Below are 15,578 nucleotides of genomic sequence, written 5' to 3'. Positions count from 1 at the left end.
GTCAACAACGCCTGCGCGCCGGAGGACACATGACCACGGCAGAACACGTCGACGTGCTGATCGTCGGAGCCGGGCTGTCCGGCATCGGCGCCGCCTGCCACCTCCGCACCGAGCTGCCGGGGAAGAGCATCGCGATCCTCGAGGCGCGCGAGTCGATGGGCGGCACCTGGGACCTGTTCCGGTATCCGGGAATCCGCTCCGACTCGGACATGTTCACCCTCGGCTACCGGTTCAAGCCGTGGCCGGAGCAGGAGGCGATCGCCGACGGGCCGTCGATCCTGCGCTACGTCGAGAAGACCGCGGCGGACTACGGCGTCGACGAGAAGATCAGGTACGGCCACCGCGTCGTCGGCGCCGAATGGTCCACTGTGGACTCCCAATGGACGGTCCGCGTCCGGCGCGGCGGCGAGACGGTCACCTTCACCTGCGCCTTCCTGTTCACCTGCGGCGGCTACTACGACTACGACGAGGGGTACACGCCGCAGTTCCCCGGCCGCGACAGGTTCGCCGGCACCGTGGTGCACCCCCAGCACTGGCCGGAGGACCTCGACTACGCGGGCAAGCGCGTGGTCGTGATCGGCAGCGGCGCGACCGCGGTGACGCTGGTGCCCGCGATGGCGGCGACCGCGGCGCACGTGACCATGCTGCAGCGGTCGCCGACCTACATCATGGCGCGGCCTGCCAAGGACAAGATCGCCAACAAGCTGCGCGACCTGCTGCCGGAGAAGCTCGCCTACGGGATCGCGCGCTGGAAGAACGTGCTGACGCTGATCGGCTCGTACCAGCTCAGCAGGAGCAGCCCCGCACTGGCGAAGGCGGTCATCCGGCGGGTCACCAAGCGCAGCCTGCCCGCCGGGTTCGACGTCGACACGCATTTCAAGCCGCGCTACGACCCGTGGGACCAGCGGCTGTGCATCGTGCCGGGCGGCGACCTGTTCCGCGCGATCCGGCGCGGCACCGCCTCGGTGGTCACCGACACCATCGGCACCTTCACCGAGCACGGCGTCGAGCTCAGCTCCGGTGAAGAACTCGAAGCCGACATCATCGTCACGGCGACCGGCCTCAACCTGCGCCCCTTCGGCGGCTTCGGCCTCACCGTCGACGGCGCGGAGGTCGAGCTCGCGGAAACCATGATGTACAAGGGAATGATGCTGTCCGGGGTGCCGAACTTCGCCTTCGTGATCGGGTACACGAACGCCTCGTGGACCCTGAAGGCGGATCTCGTGTGCGAATACGTGTGCCGCCTGCTCGGCCACCTCGACGCGCACGGGTACCGGGTGTGCGTGCCGGAACGCGACCCGGCGGTCGGGGAGGAGCCGTTCATGGACCTGATGTCCGGCTACATCCTGCGCTCGCAGGACGCGCTGCCGAAGCAGGGCGCGCGGGAACCCTGGCGGCTGCGGCAGAACTACCTCCGCGACATCGTCACCATCCGCCGAGGCGCCGTCGAGGACGGGGCGATGCGGTTCAGCACCGGCGCCCGGGCCGAAACGGCCGCCACCTCCGCGCGCTGACTTCTCCCGCTTTGGTCCCTGAAGGTCGCCTTCGGGGAACCTGACGCCGCAATCTCGCCCCTCACGGCGCGCGACATGGCGGCGCCCAACGCCCATGCCCTGAAGGGCACCATCGCGGCGTCAGATTCCCTCAAGGGCACCTTCAGGGCATGCGAGGCCCCGCTGAGCCAGGGGCATCGACGCGACAACCCCGCCGGTGGACGGCATCCACCGGCGCGAGCGGTTAGCGTCGAGAAGTGCTCACCACGCTGGCCGTCGAGAACTACCGCTCGCTGCGCGATCTCGTGCTGCCGTTGTCCGGGCTGACGCTGGTCACCGGTCCGAACGGCAGCGGGAAGTCGAGCCTCTACCGCGCGCTGCGGCTGCTCGCCGACGCTTCGCGCAACGGCGCCGTCGCCGCGCTGGCGCGGGAGGGCGGCCTCCAGTCGACGCTGTGGGCCGGGCCGGAAACGCACGGGCGCGCGGTGCGCGAGGGGCACGCGCCGGTGCAGGGCACCGTGCGGACGAAGCGGGTGGCGCTGCGGCTCGGGTTCACCGGCGACGAGTTCGGGTACGCGCTCGACCTGGGGCTGCCGAACATCGCCCCGACGCCGCCGAGCCCGTTCGTGCTCGATCCCGAGATCAAGCGCGAATGCGTGTGGCGCGGCGCGACGCTGCGGAAGTCGGCCCTGCTGGCCGATCGCGGCGGCTCGGCGGTGTGGACGCGGCGCGCCGACGGCTCGTGGCGCGAGGATCCCGACCGCATCCGGCTCACCGACAGCATGCTCAGCGAGTTCGCCGACCCGCGCGCCTGCCCGGAACTGCTCGTGCTGCGCGAACGGATCCGGTCGTGGCGGTTCTACGACCAGTTCCGCACCGACGCCGGCGCACCGGCGCGGCAGGCGCGGATCGGCACCAGGACCCCGGTGCTCGGGCACGACGGCGGGGACCTCGCCGCGGCGCTGGAGACGATCAACGAATCCGGTGACGCGGGCGCGCTCGCCACCGCGGTCGACAACGCCTTCCCCGGCTCGCGGCTGCTCGTCAAGAACTCCGACGGCCGGTTCGAGCTGTGCCTGCGCCAGCAGGGCCTGCTGCGCCCGCTCGGCGTCGCCGAGATGTCCGACGGCACGCTGCGCTACCTCCTGCTGGTGGCCGCGCTGTGCACGCCGAGCCCGCCGGAACTGCTGGTGCTCAACGAGCCCGAGACCAGCCTGCACCCCGACCTGCTGCCCGCGCTCGCCGCGCTGATCGCGAACGCCGCGAAGCGGACGCAGCTCGTCGTCGTCTCGCACGCCCGTCCGCTGATCCGCGCGCTGGAGCAGGTGAGCGAGCACGCGACCACGCTGGAACTGGAAAAGGAACTCGGCCAGACCGTCCTCAGTGGACAGGGACGGCTCGACCGGCCTGGCTGGCACTGGCCGAAGCGCTGAACGTGCGCCGGTAGGCCAGCGGCGAGACGCCGATCGCCCCGCGCAGGTGCTGGCGCAGCGACGTGCCGGTGGCGAACCCGACCCGCGCCGCGATCTCGTCCACCGGCAGGTCGCTGGTTTCGAGCAGCTCGCGTGCGCGCACCAGGCGCTGCTGGATGAGCCAGCGGCCGGGGCTGACGCCCGCCTCGTCCCGGAACCGGCGGGCGAAGGTGCGCAGGCTCATCCGCGCGTGCTTGGCGAGATCGGACTGGGTCAGCGGCAGGTGCAGCCGCGCGAGCGCCCACTGCCGGGTGGCCGAGGTGCTGCTCGCCGCCGCGGAAGGCACCGGCTGCTCGATGTACTGGGCCTGGCCGCCGTCGCGCCACGGCGGCACCACGCACAGGCGGGCGACCCGGTTGGCCACGCCGCTGCCGTGGTCGCGGCGCACCACGTGCAGGCACACGTCCACGCCGGAGGCGGCACCGGCCGAGGTGAGCAGGTCGCCGTCGTCGACGAACAGCACGTCCTGGTCCAGCCGGACGGCGGGATACCGGCTCCGGAACTCCTCGGTCAGTGCCCAGTGCGTGGTGGCGGGGCGGCCGTCGAGCAGGCCGGCCGCGGCGAGCACGAACGCGCCGGTGCAGATGGACACCACGCGGGTGCCCTGCCGGATCCGCGCGAGCGCGCCGGTCACTTCCCGCGGCAGCTCCCCGGTCACCAGCGACACGTCGAACGGCGGGATCACCACGGTGCCTGCCGTCTCCAGCGCTTCGGGGCCGTGCTCGACGGTGAGCGCGAAGTCGGCGTTGGTGGCGACCTGGCGGCCGTCGGCGGTGCAGGTGAGCACCTCGTAGTGCTCGGGGAGCGAGCCGAAGATCCGCTTCGGGATGCCCAGTTCGAACGGGTACACGCCCGGCAGTGCCAACACGACGATGCGATGCATGGCACGATCTTATCGAATGATGGCGATCATGCCATTTCGGTGCGCGCCCGCCGTCGGCAGCATGGGTGCATGAGCGAAAACACGATGCGCGCGATCAGCCAGGACGTCGTCGGCGGCCCGGAGGTCCTGACCGAGGTGGACCTGCCGCGACCGGAGCCGGGACTGAGCGAACTGCTCGTCCGCGTGCACGCGGCCGGGCTGAACCCGACGGACTGGAAGCACCGCGCGGGCGACATGCACGCCGAACTCCCGATGGTGCTCGGCTGGGACGTGTCCGGGGTGGTCGAGGCGGTGGGTGTCGGCGTCACGCTGTTCAAACCGGGTGACGAGGTCTTCGGCATGCTGCCCTACCCGCACGGCAGGGGCGCCTTCGCCGAATACGTCACCGGGACCGCGCGGGCGTTCGCGCACAAACCGCTTTCCCTCGACCACACCCAAGCGGCCGCGATCCCGCTCGCCGCGCTCACCGCGTGGCAGGCGCTGGTGGACACCGCGAACGTGGAAAAGGGCCAGCGCGTGTTCGTCCACGCGGCCGCGGGCGGGGTCGGGCACTTCGCGGTGCAGATCGCCAAGGCGCGCGGCGCGCACGTGCTCGGCACGGCGAGCGCGGGCAAGCACGAGTTCCTGCGCCGCATCGGCGTGGACGAGCCGATCGACTACCGCGAGGTGGATGTCGCCGAGGCGGTCCGCGATGCCGACGTCGTGCTCGACACCATCGGCGACGAGAACGCGCTCCGCTCGCTGCGGATACTGCGCCCCGGCGGCGTGCTGGTCACCATCCTGCCGCGCGGGCTCGACGAGCTGCACGCGGAAGCCGACCGGCTTGGCGTACGCGCCGAAGGGCTGCTGGTCGAAGCGGACCACGGCGGGATGACCGCGATCGCGGCACTGGCCGAATCCGGCGAGCTGCGCCCGGAGATCGCGGAAACCTTTCCGCTGGCCGAGGCCGCGAAGGCGCACGCACTCGGCGAAACCGGCCGTACCACGGGGAAACTGGTGCTCGTCGTGCGCTGAACCGTCCGAAGAGGACTGGGTCAGGCGTGCGCGGCGAACCACTTGTGCGCGCGCTTGGCGACGCGTTTGAGCCCCGACCGCTCGCCGAGGTAGTCCCCTGCCATGCCGACCACCGGCACCATTCCGATCGCCCGGTGGTAGAAGCGGCCGCGCGGGCGCTTTTCCAGCTCGTCGGTGATCGACAGCAACGACTTGCCGAGCCGCCACAGCGTGCGCGCGGTCGCCTTCGGGGTGATCTTCCCGTGCTTCTTGGACGATTCCGACAGCTCTTCGGTGAGCTGCGCGGTTTCCTCGTCCTCCGCCTTCGCGTCGTGCTCGGCGTGCTTGCCCGCGGCGAGGACGGGGTCGACGTCCCGTTCGAACAGGACCCACGCGACGAGCCGCACGCGGTCGCCGAGTTCGAAGACGCCGCGCTCGCCCGCCAGCGCGCACAGCAGGAGCCCCTGCGACGCGGCGCCCAGCGCGTCCTGCACCGGCAGCCGGTCCGCCAGCGCGCCGCCGAGGCCGGGGATGGCGGTCAGCAGCGCGGTGAAGCGGCCGACGCGGTTGACCCACCAGTTCGCCCGTGCGTCCGCGTCCATGTCCGCCCACGCCGCGGTACCGGGCACCTTCACCGAGGCCAGCCCGTCGAGCAGCTTGTCCCGCAGGGTGGAGTCGACCTCGTGCAGGTCGTCCTGCTCGCCGCGGCGGCGGTCGCGAAGTCCCATCGGGTCCGACTCGCGCAACGCGTCGAGCATCGGCCCGGTCGCCCTGACGAACGGCCGCAGCACGGCCACCACCTGGCGGTCCGAAATGGACTCACCCACGCTTGCCTCCCGTGGCGCTCTTGACCGCACCGGTACCGGCACCGGTCCCCGCACCGCCCGCGAGTGCGCCGCCGAGCACCATCGCACCCGGCAGCGTGCCGCTCGCGAGCAGCAGCAACGACCGCCAGTCTTGCAGCAGCACGGTGTCCTTGCCCGGTCCGAACAGCCCGACCACGAGCACCGCGAGGACCCACACCACCAGCGGCACGGCCGACGCCCTGCGCCCGACGAGCTTGGCGGCCGCGATCACCAGCAGCGGGGTGGTCACCCCGGCGACCACGATCGTGATCGGCGCCGGGAGGTCACCCAGCTTCGGCAGGAACACGCCGTCGAGCCGCAGCGGCAGGAAGAACAGCTCCAGCACGGCGAGCAGGATCGTGTCGAGCACCAGTACCGCGAGCATCCCGCCGCGCTCGAAGCCGCGGGGCTCGCCCGCCGCCGTGATGCCTGCCATCACAGTCCTCCGAACAGATCCGTCGAAACGCCTTCCGCGCTGCCCCCGGCGTGCACGAAGCACTCGGCTGGCGGCAGCGGCTGCGCGATGCCGTTGGACAGCGCGAAGCAGTTCGCCCCGTCCGGCACCGACACCTGCGTCGCGTGCGCGCGCAGTGCCGAAATCTTGGCACCGAGGTGGCCGGTGATGTCGATCGAGGTGGTGATCTCGGCGTCGGGCGTAGTGGGGAGTTCCCCGTCTTCGGCGATCCTGAACCCGAGGTCCGCGCGCTCCCGCAACTCGGCGAGGCCCCGCTTGGTCGCCTGCTCCGAGGCGGCGATGTGGAAGAGCCTGGCGCCGGTGCCGCCGACCGCCGCCGTGGTGATTTCGTGCGCCCTGATGTGGTCGGGGTGGCCGTAGCCGCCGAACGCGTCGTAGGTGACCACGACCTGCGGGCGGACCTCGTCGAGGATCTCCGCGAGCTGCGCGACCTGCTCGTCGAGCGCGCCCGCGGTGAACGCCCTCGGGTGATTCACGCCGGCGTCGGCCATCCCGGAGTCGCGCCAGCGCCCGATCCCGCCGAGGTAGCGCTGCCGGGTGACGCCCAGCGCGGCGCACGCGGCTGCCAGCTCCCCCACCCGGTAGCCGCCGAGCTGGTCGCTCGCCCACGAGCCGAGCCCGTCGAGCTCGGGCGGGATGATCTCGCCCTCCTCGCCGAGCGTGCAGGTCACCAGCGTCACTTCGGCGCCGCCGGCCGCGTAGCGGGCCATCACCCCGCCGGTGGTGATGCTCTCGTCGTCGGGGTGGGCGTGCACGAGCAGGAGCCTGCGCGGTTCGGCTGAGGTCACCGGGTCAGGTTAGTCGGGCGCTCACCGCCCGCGAGCCGCCCCGCACCCGCCACCTGGGAGAACGCGCTCGCGCGGCCACCCGATCCAGTTCGGGTACCGCACGGGGCAGGTGCGTGCGCGTTATCCTCACCGCGACCAGATCCCCGGCGGAAGGCCTGTCGTGCGCGGTGAACCGGTGCTGTCGGTGTCCGGCCTGCGGATCACCCTCGGCACCGAGGACGGCCCGGTCAACGCGGTGAACGGCATCACCTTCGAGGTGGCCGCGGGTGAGATCCTCGCCGTCGTCGGCGAATCCGGGTCGGGGAAAACGCTCACCTCGCTGTCGGTGCTCGGGCTGGTGCCGTCGAACGGGCAGGTCGACGGCACGCTGAAACTGGACGACCGCGAGCTGTCCGCGCTGTCCCCGAAGGAACTGCGCCGGGTCCGCGGCAACGACGTCGCGATGGTCTTCCAGGACCCGGCGAGCGCGCTGAACCCGGTCCACACCGTCGCCTGGCAGGTCAGGGAGGCGGTGCGCGCGCACCGCGACCTCACGCGGGCGGCCGCCGACGCGCGCGTGCTCGAACTGCTCGGACTCGCCGGCATCCCGGACCCGGCGCGCCGGGCGAAGCAGTACCCGCACCAGCTCTCCGGCGGCCTGCGCCAGCGGGTGGTGATCGCGATGGCGATCGCGTGCGACCCGAAGGTGATCATCGCGGACGAGCCGACCAGCGCGCTCGACGTCACGGTGCAGGCGGGGATCCTCGACCTGCTCAGGACGCTGCGCGACACGATGGACACCGCGATCGTGCTCGTCACGCACGACATGGGCGTGGTTTCGGCGCTGGCGGACCGCGTGGTGGTGATGCGGCGCGGCGAACTCGTCGAGCAGGCGCCGGTGCGGCAGCTCTTCGACGCGCCGCAACACGCCTACACGCGCGAACTGCTGGCCGCGGTTCCGAAACTGGGCAGCCGCGACGAACCGCCGCGCCCGCCGGGGGACCCGGTGCTGGAAATCCGCAACCTCGTGTTCGACTACCCCGGCAAACGCGGCGGGCGCGCGGTCGACGACGTCTCGCTGACCATCGGGGCGGGCGAAATACTCGGCATGGTCGGGGAATCCGGCTCGGGGAAGTCCACCATCGGGCGCTGCGCGATCCGGCTGCTGAAACCGGCCTCCGGCACCGTGTCGGTGCTCGGCGAGGACATCACCACCCTGTCGGCGAAGAAGCTGCGCCCGCTGCGGCGCGCGTTCTCGATCGTCTTCCAGGACCCGGTGTCCAGTTTGGACCCGCGCATGACCGTCGCCGATTCGATCGCCGAACCCCTTGTACTGCAAGGGGAATCCACTGTGGACCAACGGGTTTCCGAACTGCTCGACCAGGTTCAGTTCGGCAAGGGCTACCGCAACCGGTACCCCCACGAACTCTCCGGCGGGCAGTGCCAGCGCGTCGCGATCGCACGGGCGCTGGCGCTGTCGCCCCGGCTGCTGATCGCCGACGAGCCGACCTCGGCGCTGGACGTCTCCGTGCAGGCGACGATCCTCGACCTGCTCGCCGGGCTGCACCGGGACCTGGGGTTCGCCTGCCTGTTCATCAGCCACGACCTCGCGGTCGTCGACACGGTGGCCGACCGGGTCGCCGTGCTGCGGGCCGGGAAGGTCGTGGAGACCGGGACGCGCGAGGAAGTGCTGCGGGACCCGAAGGACCCGTACACGCGGCAGCTACTCGCGGCCGCACTCTGACACTCCCCTGGTGTCGCGTAGGGCAGTATTGCGGGACGGCACACTGGGAGGCGCCCGTCGATGGAACCGCTGCGCGCGACCGATCCGGCCAGGATCAGCGGATACCGGCTGGCGGGACGATCGCCGCGCTGCTCTGGCGCTACCTCGGCAAGCCCGCGAGCGCGGTCACCGAGACGGAGAAGAACGCGCCGAAGGGCAAGGATTCCAGCGACTACCCAGAACGGCGACCTCAACGTCGAGGGCACGATCGACGGTGCCAAGGCCGTCTCGTGCGGGAACGCCGCGCGTCATCGACGATCGGTTTGGCCGGTACCTCTGAACTTCGGGCTTTTCGGGGCGCTCAGCCGCACCACGCCGGAGTCGAGGTCGATCCGGCTCCCCGGCGGCGCGCCGTCTTCCTCGTCCTGCCGCAGCACGAGTTCGACGTCGCGGTGTTCCAGCTCGTTGCGCTTCGTCCCGAACAAGAACGCGAACAGCTCCTCCGTGCCGCGCGCGGCGGCCAAGCGCTTTCCCCGTCCCATCCCGGTCACGTGCTCGACGCCCCGCCGCCGGTCGCGCCACCGGCGGATCATGCGTTCGAGCACGATTCCGAGCAGCAGCAGGAACATCAGGCCGGGCACGGACATGACCCAGACCACCGCGACGTCCATGTCCCTCAGCCTTTCGCCGCCAGTGCGTGGATCTCGTCGATCACGGCTGGCCACAGCTCGCGCGGCAGGTCGTGCCCCATGCCGGGGTAGGTGACCAGCCGCGCGCCGGGGATCGCATCGGCGGTCGCCCGCCCGGCCCGCACGGGCTGAACCGGATCGGCCTCTCCGGCGATGACGAGCGTCGGCGCCTCGACCGCGGCCAGTTCCGCCGTCCGGTCCCCCGACGCGCGCGCCGCGCGCGCCTGGCGTTTGGCGGCGGCGAAATCGGTCCGGTGCTCGAACCCGTCGCGGGCGATCCGCCGGATCCACGCTTCGTCGTGCGGGTAGCCGGTGGATCCGAAGATCCGGAACACTTTCAGCAGTTTCTCCTCCGCGGCCTTCGGTCCGCCGGGTTTCTTCCTGGTGGCGGCGAGGAACTTGAGGATGGCGAGGGTGGTGCGCCGATCCCATCGCACGAACGGGTCCGGCGCCGAGGACATCGAAGTCAGGCTCAGCACGCGATCGACGTGCCGGGCGGCCATGACCTGGGCGATCATGCCGCCGAGCGACACGCCAGCCAGGTGCGCGCCGGACCAGCCGAGCGCGTCGAGTACGGCGATCCCGTCGGCGGCCATTTCCGTTAGCGTGTAACGCTTCCTGGCACGAGAAGACCGGCCCGCGTCCCGGTTGTCGAAGCGGGCGACGTGAAACCCGCGCGCCACCAGCGCCGCGCAGAACTCGTCGTGCCACCCGATCATCGGCGCGCTCGCGCCCTGGATCAGCAGGAGGGGAAGTCCTTTCGCGGCCCCGAAAGTCTCGTAGGCGAGGTCGATGTCACCGTTGTTCGTGGTGTTCATTTCTTCGTCCCAGGGAAGATGACCGCGAGGACGTTGCCCAGGATGGCCGCCACGTCGGTGTCCGGATCGACGCCGCGGCGCAGGGACAGGCTGCCGCCCAGCGCGCCCAGCACGACCACCAGTTGCGGCAACGGCAGCGCGGGCCGGATGCCCAGGCGGGCGCAGTGCTTCTCCAGCATGGCCACGATCTGTCCCTCGTGCTTTCGCTGGGCAGCCAGTGCCGTCGCGGCGATCTCGGGCTGGCTGATCACCGACGCCCTGAACTCAGCCGTGGTCGCACTCCAGCGCGCCGCGTCCTCGTCGTCAGTGAACCCGCTCGGAACGAACGCGGCGATCAGCTCTTCCTGGTCGGTGACTTCGTCCAGCGTTTCGGAGAGCAGTCGCAGGTGGGCCTCGGCGTGCGCGTCGAGGATGGCCAGCAGCAGCCCCTCCTTGCCGCCGAAGTGCTTGTACAGCGCGCCGCGCGTGTACCCGGCTTCGACCGCGATCTCCTCGACGGTGGCCGCCAGGAACCCCCGCCGCGTCAGCACCGATCGGCCCGCTTCGAGCAGGCGCTCGTGCGTGTGTTCCTGCTGCTCGGCGCGGGTCATGCGGGGCATCTTCGCTCACTTTCAGTGACAGTGTGTTTCTAGAAACACGACGTTACCAGAGTTTGGGGTGGGACGTCTTGAGCGTGCCGCGTCGCGGGGCCGGGTGTCGTGTTGGGTGACGGTTCACAGAAGGCTTTCGACTGAACGAGGTGAGCGGCTTGCGTTGTTCGGCCGCCGGGGTGCACCTCTCGAACCGGATGGACGATCCCGGACTTTGGGCGGAACCGGGGGCTTCATTGTCCCCGAAGGCCACCCTGAGGGAATCTAACGCCGCGATTGTTCCCCTCGCTTCGAATTTTATGGCCTTTTCCCGCCTATCATGAAGCAGATTCGTAATTTGACTGTCCAGTTTGGACTTTCTATTTTGGTTCACCTGGATGGATCAGTCGAACCTGTGTGCGATCGCGGTAGAATGGAGTCGTGTCCGAGAACTCTTCCCCCGAACCGCAGCGGGAGCTGTGGCAGCTCGCCGCGCGTGAGAAGGTCGCCCTGCTGCGGGAAGAGATGCTGGCCTGGTGGCAGCAGGAATCCCGGCTCTGCCGCGTGATCGCGCAGCTGGACAACGGCGACTCCCGCGAACTCGGCTATCCCTCGACCACGGCTTTGGTGGCCGAGGTGGCGCGGACATCGTCAGGTGCGATGCGGAAACTGGTCGCGCGGGCGATCGCGCTCAACCCCGGTATCGGTGTCGGCGGTGTGCAGATTCCCGCCGCGGCACCGCTGACCGGAGAAGCGGCCGCCGAGGGTGCGATTTCACCGCTGCACGCGGAGGGCATCATCTCGGCACTACAAGCGATCCCGGCCACCATGCCCGCAGAAGAACGGGAAAAGACCGAGAAGACCCTGGTCGACCTCGCCCGCAACGCGACCACAGCGGAAGTCGCCGCAGCGGGTCAGCGGTTGCGCGACACCCTCGACCCCGACGGCCCCGAACCCCGCGACGCCCCCGAGCCCAAACGCACCATGAACGTCCGCCAGCGCAAAGACGGCTCCGTCAGGCTCGACTGCGAACTCGATCCGGTGTCCGGCGCGAAAACCCTGGCGCTCCTGGAACCGCTGGCCAAGCCGCATAAAGAGGACAATCCGATGGTGCGGGGGAAGGCGGAGCGGTACGGGGATGCGTTCATGGAGATCGTGCACCTCGCCGCCAGCCACCCCGACGCCCCCAACCACAGCAGCGGCCGGGGCGACATCGTCGTGACCATCCCCCTCCAGTTCCTCCAACAAGGGCTCGGGCAGGCCTGCCTGGACATGGTCACGAACATCACCGCGAGCGAAGCCCGCATCCTGGCGTGCGACTGCAAGATCATTCCCGGTGTGCTCGGCACCGACGGGCAACCACTGGAACTCGGGCGCGCCAAGCGATTGGTGACCGAGGCACTCCGCATCATGCTGGCAATCCGCGATTCCGGTTGCGCTTTTCCCGGCTGCACCCGAAAGCCGCGCCACTGCGACGCCCACCACGTCCAAGAATGGTGGAACGGCGGCACAACCGACCTCGGCAACCTCGTCCTGCTCTGCGGACACCACCACCGCCTGCTCCACAACAGCGACTGGAAAGTCCGCATGGTCAACGGCCACCCCGAATTCATCCCACCAGCGTTCGTAGACCCGTGGCGAAGACCCAGAACCAACACCATCCACACCGCCCAACCCCGCGCAGCTTGAGAGTCGCGAGAGGCTCTTACGAGCGTCGAGAGCGCGTACGCATGAAGCCTGGTTTCTCGGCGCTCGTAAGGAGATTTCGTCGCGGACATAGGCTGCTTCTTTCCGGTGGTCGCACCGTGTTGTCGACGGAAACAGCCGGGCTGGCGTTCTATTTTTCAGGGTATGACCGATCAGAGGCCCACCGTCCGTGCCCGCGAACTCGGCGAGGCGCTTCGCGCCGCGTTGGAGAAGGCGGGTGTCACCGGCAAAGAGGTCGCGAGGGAGTTGCAGTGGTCGCAGAGCGAGGTGTCCCGCATGCTCAGCGGCAAGCGCGGGGTCAGAGAGTCGGACGTGGCGACCCTGCTCGGGTACTGCCGCATCGGCGGTGCCGAGCACAAGCGCCTGCTCAAACTCTGCGAAGAGGCCAACAAACCCGGCTGGTGGCAGCAGTACGGCTCACGCCTGCCCATGCAGCTCCGCACCTACCTCGACCACGAAGACAAAGCGATCGCCATCCATGAGTTTGCGCCGACAGTCGTGCCAGGGTTGCTTCAGACCAGCGACTACGCACGAGCGGTGATTGCGTGCAGTGCCAACATGCCTGGCAACGAGATAGATAACCGGGTCGCCGCTAAGATCGATCGCGCCAGCATCTTCAACCGCAGTCGCCCAGCACGCTGCATTTTCTACTTGCACGAGTTCGTACTGCGACTACCGGCGGGCGGGCCAGCAGTCATGTCCGATCAACTACATCACCTGTTGCGCATGTCGGTTCGGCAGAGCATCTCGCTGCGAGTACTACCCGCTGATGTCGGCGTGCATGCCGGGGCTGCGGGATCATTCGTCTTCATGGAATTCTCGGAGATCAAGCCGGTTGTCTACCTGGAAGCGGAGACCTCAGCCTTGTTCTTGGAAGAACCGGAGGAAATCCGGTCCTACCGCAAAGTGCTGGCGAGCCTGGCGGAGACCGCATTGCCCGAGGCACAATCGAGGGACCTGGTCAGCAGCTTGGCAACGGAGCTGTACCTAGACCGAGAGGACCCTGATGAGCAGGACTGAGCCGAGCGGTATCGCCTGGCAAACGAGCAGCCACAGCACGGCCAACGGGTCGTGCGTCGAGGTCGGCTGGCGAACCAGCAGCTACAGCGCAGCCAACGGGGCGTGCGTGGAGGTGTCCGATACCTCCGCCACCACGTTCGTGCGGGACACCAAGGACCGCCTTGGCGGGAACTTGAGCATCACCCGCGCCGCGTGGCGCACCTTCTTGAGCGATCTTCGGCGCGGTTGAACTCGTACCGCCCTCGACGTATCTCCAGGGGCACGATGGGGTCATGTTTCGGGGAGGGAACATGCCCATGCGGCTCAACAGCACCCGTGTGCTGGTCTTCGGATCGGCGCTCGCGATCGCACTGGCGGCCTGCGCGCCGGCGGGCGAGTCCGACGCGGGTACCGGCACGCCCCCGCCGTCGAGGCCGGATCCCGGGGTGCGGCCCTCCGCGCCGGAGCGGCTCAGCACCGGGGAAGTCGCTTCCGACCAGCGGGCCGAGCAGCTCGCGGACGTGCTGCACACGTTCATCTCGCGGCATTCTCCCGGGCTGCGGGTGCAGAACGTGCTGTCCTCGGTCACCCAGTCCGAGCGGTCCACGAAACGGCACGCGGCCGCGCTGGTCGCCGACGAGCGCGCCGCATACGGGTCGGTCGCGGTGGAGCTGGAGGAGCCGCCCGCCACCACGGGCGATTCGGCCTGCCTGCCCGCGTTCAACCCGTGCGAGGTGCGGGCGGTGGCCAACGGTGTGGTCCAGCTCCTCGACCACACCGAAACGACCACCGCGGACATCCAGGGCTACTTCTACACCGCGGCGCGCGGCGAGCAGCCGTTGACGGTCCGCTCCGCGACCACCGTGAGCGCCGAGGGCTCCCACTTCTGGAACGGCGGCCGGAAGCTGGCCAAACCGCCGCTCAACGCCGACGACACGGTCCTGCTGCTCGACGCGCTCAGCAGGCTAAGACGCTGACCGGCGCACGTGCCGGTCGAAGAAGGCCACCACCGCGGCGCGGACCGCCGGGACCGACACCGCCGGATCGATCGCGCCGACGAAGGCATCCCTGCCCTGCTCGGTCATCAGCCCGGCCGCCTGGAGCTGCGGCACCATGGAGGCGAAGTCGGTGAGCGCCCAGTGCGACGCGTCGCCGAGAATGCTTTTGCCGACCTGGCACGGGGACTTGGCGAGCACGGCCTGCCACGAGCGTTCGAACCTCGGGTACGCCTTCTGGTAGTCCGCGGTGCCGAACAGCAGCAGCGGCCGCCGGGTGCCCTCGGCGGCGATCGGCAGCGGATCGCCCTCGATGTAGTCGAGGAAGCCTTCGAGGTTGACCGCGGCGTCGATCGCCGGGTTCTCGTGCATCGCCTCGGACGCGGCCGCGCCACCCCCGGAATGCCCGAAGACGCCGATCCGGCGCGGGTCGAGCGCGCGGGTGAGACCGCTCGGCAGCGGCCGCCGCTCCGCATCCGGGTTCCGCCCCGCCGCGAGCGCGGTCACCTGGCCGAGCACGAACCGGACGTCGGCGAGCCGGGTTTCGATCGCCTTCCGGTACAGCTCGGGCGTCCGTCCAGGGTCGCCGGGGATTTCGAACCCGCGGACGTGCCCGTCCGGGAACTCGACCGCGAACGTCTCACCGGGATGGTCCATCGCGACCACCACGTAGCCGCGGCTCGCCAGTTCCTCCGCGAGCCCGCTGTTGACCGTGCGCGGATCCCCGAGCCCCGGGGTGTACAGCAGCACCGGGTGCCGCCCTGCCGCGACGGGCGCGCCGAGGTGGGAATGCGTCATCGTGGCGGCCCAGTCCTCGTTCGGCGGCAGTTCCGGATGCGGGATCACCGCCGTCTCCCCGAACAGTTTTCCCTCCTTCGCCGTCAACTGCGGCATGACCGGGTAGCCGCGCGCCGACCGGGCCGGGTAGAACACGGTGGCCATCAGCTCGCGCACGGTGTCCGGCCGCCACGGGTCCTTCCTCGCCGCGTCGACGAGGTGCAGCCTGGTGGCCCCGACCCGGTCCGGCCCGCTCGGCGCGGGCAGCGAAAGGGGCACCGAAACCGGTGGCCCGGCGGCACCGGCGACCCCACCGCCCGCGATCAGCAGGGCGGCGAAAAGCACACTTGTCCTGCGAAACATATTCCCTCCA

General features: G+C 70.0%; 16 protein-coding genes. 8 read left to right on the top strand and 8 right to left on the bottom strand.

Annotated elements, in window-relative coordinates:
• Positions 1–29: 29 nt before the first annotated feature.
• Both ABD256_RS19660 and ABD256_RS19655 read left to right on the top strand, forming a co-directional pair.
• The gene (locus ABD256_RS19660; RefSeq protein WP_344420427.1) at positions 30–1,514 is read left to right on the top strand and encodes a flavin-containing monooxygenase; all 1,485 of its coding nucleotides are present in this window, start codon (positions 30–32) and stop codon (positions 1,512–1,514) included.
• A 236-nt stretch (positions 1,515–1,750) separates the two neighbouring features.
• Entirely contained in the window at positions 1,751–2,926 is a 1,176-nt protein-coding gene (locus ABD256_RS19655; protein WP_344420424.1) for an AAA family ATPase, read from the top strand.
• On the opposite strand, the gene ABD256_RS19650 is transcribed toward ABD256_RS19655, so the two are convergent.
• Positions 2,874–3,848, bottom strand: coding sequence for a GlxA family transcriptional regulator (locus tag ABD256_RS19650; RefSeq protein ID WP_344420421.1), 975 nt, complete (start codon positions 3,846–3,848; stop codon positions 2,874–2,876). The two genes, ABD256_RS19655 and ABD256_RS19650, sit on opposite strands and share 53 nt — an antisense overlap.
• Before the next feature lie 84 nt (positions 3,849–3,932).
• Here ABD256_RS19650 and ABD256_RS19645 point away from each other — a divergent pair, with 84 nt between their 5' ends.
• Positions 3,933–4,862 carry an NADP-dependent oxidoreductase gene (locus ABD256_RS19645; RefSeq protein ID WP_344420546.1) on the top strand — a complete coding sequence of 310 codons (930 nt, stop codon included), beginning with the start codon at positions 3,933–3,935 and terminating at the stop codon, positions 4,860–4,862.
• 20 nt (positions 4,863–4,882) lie between these two features.
• Here ABD256_RS19645 and ABD256_RS19640 read toward each other — a convergent pair whose 3' ends face one another.
• From ABD256_RS19640 to mshB, 3 genes are read right to left on the bottom strand one after another with little or no spacing between them, the layout of a single operon-like run.
• A complete protein-coding gene (locus ABD256_RS19640; protein WP_344420418.1) occupies positions 4,883–5,668 on the bottom strand; it encodes a hypothetical protein in 786 nt (261 codons plus the stop codon).
• The gene (locus tag ABD256_RS19635; RefSeq protein ID WP_344420415.1) at positions 5,661–6,122 is read right to left on the bottom strand and encodes a hypothetical protein; all 462 of its coding nucleotides are present in this window, start codon (positions 6,120–6,122) and stop codon (positions 5,661–5,663) included. Before ABD256_RS19635 ends, ABD256_RS19640 begins: the two co-directional genes overlap by 8 nt.
• Positions 6,122–6,949 carry an N-acetyl-1-D-myo-inositol-2-amino-2-deoxy-alpha-D-glucopyranoside deacetylase gene (mshB, locus tag ABD256_RS19630; protein ID WP_344420412.1) on the bottom strand — a complete coding sequence of 276 codons (828 nt, stop codon included), beginning with the start codon at positions 6,947–6,949 and terminating at the stop codon, positions 6,122–6,124. Before mshB ends, ABD256_RS19635 begins: the two co-directional genes overlap by 1 nt.
• A gap of 160 nt (positions 6,950–7,109) precedes the next feature.
• On the opposite strand from mshB, the gene ABD256_RS19625 reads away from it, so the two are divergent.
• Positions 7,110–8,672, top strand: a complete 1,563-nt coding sequence (locus ABD256_RS19625; protein ID WP_344420409.1) for an ABC transporter ATP-binding protein — start codon at positions 7,110–7,112, stop codon at positions 8,670–8,672.
• 287 nt (positions 8,673–8,959) lie between these two features.
• Here ABD256_RS19625 and ABD256_RS19620 read toward each other — a convergent pair whose 3' ends face one another.
• Genes ABD256_RS19620 through ABD256_RS19610 form a run of 3 tightly spaced genes read right to left on the bottom strand, consistent with a single transcriptional unit; the run spans position 8,960 to position 10,748 of the window.
• The gene (locus ABD256_RS19620; protein ID WP_344420406.1) at positions 8,960–9,322 is read right to left on the bottom strand and encodes a DUF6191 domain-containing protein; all 363 of its coding nucleotides are present in this window, start codon (positions 9,320–9,322) and stop codon (positions 8,960–8,962) included.
• A gap of 5 nt (positions 9,323–9,327) precedes the next feature.
• Positions 9,328–10,158, bottom strand: a complete 831-nt coding sequence (locus ABD256_RS19615) for an alpha/beta fold hydrolase (protein ID WP_344420403.1) — start codon at positions 10,156–10,158, stop codon at positions 9,328–9,330.
• Positions 10,155–10,748 carry a TetR/AcrR family transcriptional regulator gene (locus tag ABD256_RS19610; RefSeq protein WP_344420401.1) on the bottom strand — a complete coding sequence of 198 codons (594 nt, stop codon included), beginning with the start codon at positions 10,746–10,748 and terminating at the stop codon, positions 10,155–10,157. Before ABD256_RS19610 ends, ABD256_RS19615 begins: the two co-directional genes overlap by 4 nt.
• 504 nt (positions 10,749–11,252) lie before the next feature.
• On the opposite strand from ABD256_RS19610, the gene ABD256_RS19605 reads away from it, so the two are divergent.
• The 4 genes from ABD256_RS19605 (at position 11,253) to ABD256_RS19590 (ending at position 14,410) form a co-directional block, all read left to right on the top strand.
• Positions 11,253–12,416, top strand: a complete 1,164-nt coding sequence (locus ABD256_RS19605; RefSeq protein ID WP_344420543.1) for an HNH endonuclease signature motif containing protein — start codon at positions 11,253–11,255, stop codon at positions 12,414–12,416.
• A 162-nt stretch (positions 12,417–12,578) separates the two neighbouring features.
• Positions 12,579–13,454 carry a helix-turn-helix domain-containing protein gene (locus ABD256_RS19600; protein ID WP_344420398.1) on the top strand — a complete coding sequence of 292 codons (876 nt, stop codon included), beginning with the start codon at positions 12,579–12,581 and terminating at the stop codon, positions 13,452–13,454.
• Positions 13,441–13,683 (top strand): DUF397 domain-containing protein, encoded by a 243-nt coding sequence (locus tag ABD256_RS19595; RefSeq protein ID WP_344420396.1) that lies wholly within the window; start codon positions 13,441–13,443, stop codon positions 13,681–13,683. Before ABD256_RS19600 ends, ABD256_RS19595 begins: the two co-directional genes overlap by 14 nt.
• A 61-nt stretch (positions 13,684–13,744) precedes the next feature.
• Positions 13,745–14,410 (top strand): hypothetical protein, encoded by a 666-nt coding sequence (locus ABD256_RS19590; RefSeq protein ID WP_344420393.1) that lies wholly within the window; start codon positions 13,745–13,747, stop codon positions 14,408–14,410.
• Here the strand turns inward: ABD256_RS19590 and ABD256_RS19585 are convergent.
• Positions 14,399–15,550 carry an alpha/beta hydrolase family protein gene (locus ABD256_RS19585; RefSeq protein ID WP_344420390.1) on the bottom strand — a complete coding sequence of 384 codons (1,152 nt, stop codon included), beginning with the start codon at positions 15,548–15,550 and terminating at the stop codon, positions 14,399–14,401. The genes ABD256_RS19590 and ABD256_RS19585 overlap by 12 nt on opposite strands.
• Positions 15,551–15,578: the final 28 nt, after the last annotated feature.

Origin of the sequence: Amycolatopsis minnesotensis, assembly GCF_039529815.1 — a bacterium.
GTDB classification, from domain to species: Bacteria; Actinomycetota; Actinomycetes; order Mycobacteriales; family Pseudonocardiaceae; genus Amycolatopsis; species Amycolatopsis minnesotensis.
This window is presented reverse-complemented; position numbering and strand designations above follow the sequence as displayed.

Excerpts from the sequence above, each read along its gene's own strand:
- ABD256_RS19645 (WP_344420546.1), top strand. The coding sequence starts at position 3,933 with ATGCGCGCGATCAGCCAGGACGTCGTCGGCGGCCCGGAGGTCCTGACC.
- ABD256_RS19615 (WP_344420403.1), bottom strand. The coding sequence starts at position 10,158 with ATGAACACCACGAACAACGGTGACATCGACCTCGCCTACGAGACTTTC.
- ABD256_RS19590 (WP_344420393.1), top strand. The coding sequence starts at position 13,745 with ATGCCCATGCGGCTCAACAGCACCCGTGTGCTGGTCTTCGGATCGGCG.
- ABD256_RS19595 (WP_344420396.1), top strand. The coding sequence starts at position 13,441 with ATGAGCAGGACTGAGCCGAGCGGTATCGCCTGGCAAACGAGCAGCCAC.
- ABD256_RS19605 (WP_344420543.1), top strand. The coding sequence starts at position 11,253 with ATGCTGGCCTGGTGGCAGCAGGAATCCCGGCTCTGCCGCGTGATCGCG.
- ABD256_RS19620 (WP_344420406.1), bottom strand. The coding sequence starts at position 9,322 with ATGGACGTCGCGGTGGTCTGGGTCATGTCCGTGCCCGGCCTGATGTTC.
- ABD256_RS19600 (WP_344420398.1), top strand. The coding sequence starts at position 12,579 with ATGACCGATCAGAGGCCCACCGTCCGTGCCCGCGAACTCGGCGAGGCG.
- ABD256_RS19660 (WP_344420427.1), top strand. The coding sequence starts at position 30 with ATGACCACGGCAGAACACGTCGACGTGCTGATCGTCGGAGCCGGGCTG.
- ABD256_RS19650 (WP_344420421.1), bottom strand. The coding sequence starts at position 3,848 with ATGCATCGCATCGTCGTGTTGGCACTGCCGGGCGTGTACCCGTTCGAA.
- ABD256_RS19635 (WP_344420415.1), bottom strand. The coding sequence starts at position 6,122 with ATGGCAGGCATCACGGCGGCGGGCGAGCCCCGCGGCTTCGAGCGCGGC.
- ABD256_RS19610 (WP_344420401.1), bottom strand. The coding sequence starts at position 10,748 with ATGACCCGCGCCGAGCAGCAGGAACACACGCACGAGCGCCTGCTCGAA.